The sequence below is a fragment of the Kocuria sp. UCD-OTCP genome, from assembly GCF_000349605.1.
Taxonomy (GTDB): Bacteria; Actinomycetota; Actinomycetes; order Actinomycetales; family Micrococcaceae; genus Kocuria; species Kocuria rosea.
Genome location: NZ_AOSQ01000064.1, coordinates 1 through 4230 on the forward strand (window position 1 = coordinate 1; position 4230 = coordinate 4230).

Here is a 4230-nt window from a genome sequence, read left to right on the forward strand (position 1 = left end):
TGGCACCTGGTGGTCGAGCAGATCCAGGGCGTGCCGCGGCGGTGGGTCTGGGACAACGAGTCCGGCATCGGTCGCGGGGGCCGCCCGGCCGAGGGGGTGGCCGCGTTCATGGGCACGATGGCGGCAACCCTGGTGCAGCTCAAGCCCTACGACCCGGAGTCCAAGGGCATCGTGGAGAGGGCCAACGGCTATCTCGAGACCTCGTTCCTGCCCGGACGCAGTTTCGCTTCCCCGGCCGACTTCAACGCCCAACTGCGCCAGTGGCTGGTGGGTGCCAACACCCGGCGGGTGCGGGCCATCGCCGCCCGGCCGGCGGAGCTGATCGCCGCTGATCGGGCCGCGATGCTCCCTGTGCCGCCGGTCGCCCCGGCGATCGGGCACCGCTGGTGGGTGCGGCTGGGTCGGGACTACTACGTGCGGGTCGCCGGCAACGACTACTCCGTGGACCCGACCGTGATCGGGGCCATGGTCGAGGTCACCGCCGACCTGGATCGGGTGCTCGTGCGTCACCAGGGCCGGGTCGTGGCCGAGCACGCGCGCTGCTGGGCGTCAGCGACCACGGTCACCGACCCGGCGCACGTGGCTACCGCTGCGGTGCTGCGCCGGGCCTACCAACAACACCCCCACCCGGTTGCCGAGCCGGATCCGCTGGTGCGGGATCTGGCCGACTACGACCGCGCGTTCGGGATCGAGGTCGCCTGATGGCCACCACACCCGCTGAGACGACCAAGACCCTGGACTACCTCACGACCTCGCTGAAGGCGCCGAGGATCCGTGAGGCCGCCGCCCGGATCGCCGACACTGCCCGTGCGGGGCACTGGTCCTACGAGGAGTACCTGGCCGCCGTGCTCGAGCGCGAGGTCGGCGCCCGCAATGCCTCCGGGGCCCGGCTGCGGATCACTGCCGCAGGGTTCCCCGCGATCAAGACCGCCGAGGACTTCGACTTCACTGCCCAGACGGCGATCACCCACACCGACTACGCCGCGATGGCCTCGGGCCGGTACCTGGCCGAGGCCGGCAACATCGTGCTGCTCGGGCCCCCGGGCACGGGCAAGACCCACCTGGCCACGGCCCTGGGCATCACCGCCTGCCAGCAGGGCCACCGGGTGCTCTACGCCACCGCCGTGGACTGGATCCACCGGCTCAAGGGCGCCCACGACACCGGGCGCCTGGACGCAGAGCTGCGCAAGCTGGGCCGGTACCGGCTGATCATCATCGACGAGGTCGGCTACCTGCCCTTCGAGCAAGAGGCCGCGAACCTGTTCTTCCAGCTCGTCTCGACCCGCTACGAGAAGGCCTCGCTGATCCTCACCAGCAACTTGCCTTTCGCCCGCTGGGGCGAGGTCTTCGGCGACGTCACCATCGCCGCGGCCATGATCGACCGCATCGTCCACCACACCGAGGTCCACACCCTCAAAGGCGCCAGCTACCGGCTCAAGACCCTGGGCACCGACTCCCTGCCCAGCACCACCCACCAAGCCAACTAGCGACATCCACTGCTCACTTTTGGGCCGTCGCTACTGCTCACTTTTCGACCGTCGCTACTGCTCACTTTTCGACCGTCGCTACTGCTCACTTTTCGACCGTCGTTGACAGACGCCGGCGAGCACGGCGGCGACAACCGCCCCCGGTCGTCCGGGCCGCCCCGGCACGGGCTCTCAACGACCGCGCGGTGGCCATCGCGCATCTCCACGCCCGGCCCGGTGCATCGACCGGTGCCGTGTCAACGGTCAGCGGGACTTCCCGGTAGGCGGTCAGGTGATCTCCCCGTGGGCGGACAGCTGATCTCCCTGTCCGCGGTCAGTTGACCTCCCTGCCGGTCAGTTCAGTGGGACCACCCCGCGTCCGGCGGTGGCCTCGGTGAGCCGCAGCGAGGTGCCCTCGGTGATGATCACGTGGGCGTGGTGCAGGAGCCGGTCCACGGCGGCGGTGGCCAGGGTCTTGGGCATGATCGTGTCGAACCCGGCCGGGTGGATGTTCGAGGTCACCGCGAGGCTGCGGCGTTCATAAGTCGCATCGACGAGGCGGTAGAAGGCCTCGGCGGCGGCCTGGCCCGNGTGTCGAACCCGGCCGGGTGGATGTTCGAGGTCACCGCGAGGCTGCGGCGTTCATAAGTCGCATCGACGAGGCGGTAGAAGGCCTCGGCGGCGGCCTGGCCCGAGGGCAGCATCCCGATGTCGTCCACGACGATGAGCTCGGCCCGGGTGATCCGGGCGATGGTCTTGCCGATCGAGCCGTCCGCCCCGGCGCGGCCGATCGCGGCGGTCAGCGACTCGAGGGTGAACCAGGAGACCCGCATCCCGGCGTCGATGACCTGATGGGCCAGGGCCTCGACGAAATGGGTCTTGCCCGTGCCCGAAGGCCCCGAGATCGCGAGGTTCTCCGCCCGCCCCACCCACTCCAGGGTGGCCAGGGCCGACTGGGTCGGGACCGGGATCGAGGAATCGGCTTCGCGCCAGGAGGCGAAGGTCTTCCCGGCGGGCAGTCCGGCGGCTTTGCGGCGGGCGGCCCGAGTGGCCTCATCACGCCCGCGNGCGAGGTTCTCCGCCCGCCCCACCCACTCCAGGGTGGCCAGGGCCGACTGGGTCGGGACCGGGATCGAGGAATCGGCTTCGCGCCAGGAGGCGAAGGTCTTCCCGGCGGGCAGTCCGGCGGCTTTGCGGCGGGCGGCCCGAGTGGCCTCATCACGCCCGCGGGCCTCTTCGGCCAGCAGCACCCGCAGTACCTCGGTGGGGTCCCACCGTTGGGAACGGGCGGTGGCCAACACCTCGGGGGCGGCCGCGCGCAGATAGGGCATCCGCATGCGCTTGAGCACCGCGGCGAGGTCTTCGGGCAGCGGCGGTGCTGCCGGGGCGGTGGTGGCCGTGTTCATCGAGCGGTCTCCTCGGTTGTGGTGGTTGTGCTGGTTGTCGTGGTGGCGCCGAAGGTGGCCCAGGCGGCGGTGCCGGGCTGGGCGGAGTGGGTCTCGTCGGCGGCCACGAGTCCGGCGGCGGTGGCCCCGGTGGCCTGGTGATCGCAGATCGCGGTCAGATCCCCTTCGCTGAAGCGCCCGGCGGCCGCGGCGATCCCGAGGGCGGCGTCCACGGGCCCGGCCCCGATGAGGGCGGCGAGCTCAACCGCGGCGGCCATCTTCGCCCGGATCCGGGTAGCCCCGGCCGCGGAGGCCTCGATCAGCCAGGTGTGCGCCCCGGCGCCCAGGGCCAGGAAGTCCTTCTCCGCCGCGCTGCGGGCTCGTGGCCGGGGCGGGCGTGGGGCACCAGTGGGGTCTTGGGGGTGGTCGGGGTAGTGGGCCAGGTCGATCCGCGGATTGCCCGGGGTCGAGAGGCGGTGGCGGGCGACCTCGGTGAGCCCGGCACGCCCGGCCGCCCACCCCGGGGCCACCGGAAGGGTGTCGAGGTCGGCGACGACCACCAGCTCCTCGGCTGCGACCCGCACCCACACCTCGGCCCCGACCAGGCCCGGTGGGGTGGAGTAGCGCACCGAGCCGAACCGGATGGTCTGGTCGGTGCCCACCGTGCGGGTCACCCCCAGGGCGGTGGTGTGCGGGGCGGCCGGCAGCACGTGCAACCGTCGTTGTTCCTCGGCCAAAGCGTGCTCCGGGATCTTGGCCGTCTCCCGGTGGGTGCGCCCGTTGACCTTGGTGCAGAACGCCGCGCAGGCGGCCTCGAGTGCGGCGAAGGAGGCGTACTGCTCACGCAGGTTCGCCTCGGTGGGCACCAGATCGGCCTTGGCGATGCGCACCGTGGACTCCGACCCGCCCTTGGACTCGGGGTCGTAGGGCACGCAGGTGTGCACCTGGGTGCCGTAGTGCCGGCCGGCTTNTCGGTGGGCACCAGATCGGCCTTGGCGATGCGCACCGTGGACTCCGACCCGCCCTTGGACTCGGGGTCGTAGGGCACGCAGGTGTGCACCTGGGTGCCGTAGTGCCGGCCGGCTTCCACGATCTGCGGGTGGCGCACCGGAACCCCGGCCACGTGATCGACGGTCACGGTTCTGGGGTTGTCGGTGAGCACGTAGGTGGGCACCCCGCCGATGAGGGCCAGGGTCGCATCCAGGCACCCGATCAGCGTGGGCAGCGTCTGGTCCCAGACCGGGATCACGACCCGATACCTCGACCAGGCCAGCCAGGCGCAGAACAGCCACGTGCGCCGCGGCACCCCGTCCGCGCCGGGCACCTTCGGGCCTTCGCCCCAGTCGAACTGCAGCCACAGACCCGGTTCGGTGATCCAG

5 protein-coding genes and 1 pseudogene are annotated in these 4230 nt (G+C 71.6%); 2 read left to right on the top strand and 4 right to left on the bottom strand.

What is annotated here, in order from left to right:
- Window positions 1-702, top strand: a 702-nt coding sequence (locus tag H488_RS37510; RefSeq protein ID WP_017834560.1) for a Mu transposase domain-containing protein, incomplete at its 5' end; no start/stop codon positions are given.
- Complete coding sequence (gene istB, locus H488_RS33230) at window positions 702-1487, top strand: IS21-like element helper ATPase IstB (RefSeq protein WP_017834561.1); 786 nt, start codon at window positions 702-704, stop codon at window positions 1485-1487. The genes H488_RS37510 and istB, both read left to right, overlap by 1 nt.
- Window positions 1488-1820: 333 nt before the next feature.
- Here the strand turns inward: istB and H488_RS38370 are convergent, their stop codons facing one another.
- The 4 genes and pseudogenes from H488_RS38370 to H488_RS37280 all read right to left on the bottom strand — a co-directional run.
- Window positions 1821-1988, bottom strand: coding sequence for an ATP-binding protein (locus H488_RS38370; RefSeq protein ID WP_373419182.1), 168 nt, complete (start codon window positions 1986-1988; stop codon window positions 1821-1823).
- The gene (locus H488_RS38375; RefSeq protein WP_305808860.1) at window positions 1985-2872 is read right to left on the bottom strand and encodes an ATP-binding protein; all 888 of its coding nucleotides are present in this window, start codon (window positions 2870-2872) and stop codon (window positions 1985-1987) included. The genes H488_RS38370 and H488_RS38375 overlap by 4 nt, the downstream gene beginning before the upstream one ends.
- A complete protein-coding gene (locus H488_RS33240) occupies window positions 2869-3783 on the bottom strand; it encodes a Mu transposase domain-containing protein (RefSeq protein WP_017834562.1) in 915 nt (304 codons plus the stop codon). The genes H488_RS38375 and H488_RS33240 overlap by 4 nt, the downstream gene beginning before the upstream one ends.
- Before the next feature lie 39 nt (window positions 3784-3822).
- Window positions 3823-4230 (bottom strand): annotated as a pseudogene (locus tag H488_RS37280) (DDE-type integrase/transposase/recombinase); the annotation flags it as partial.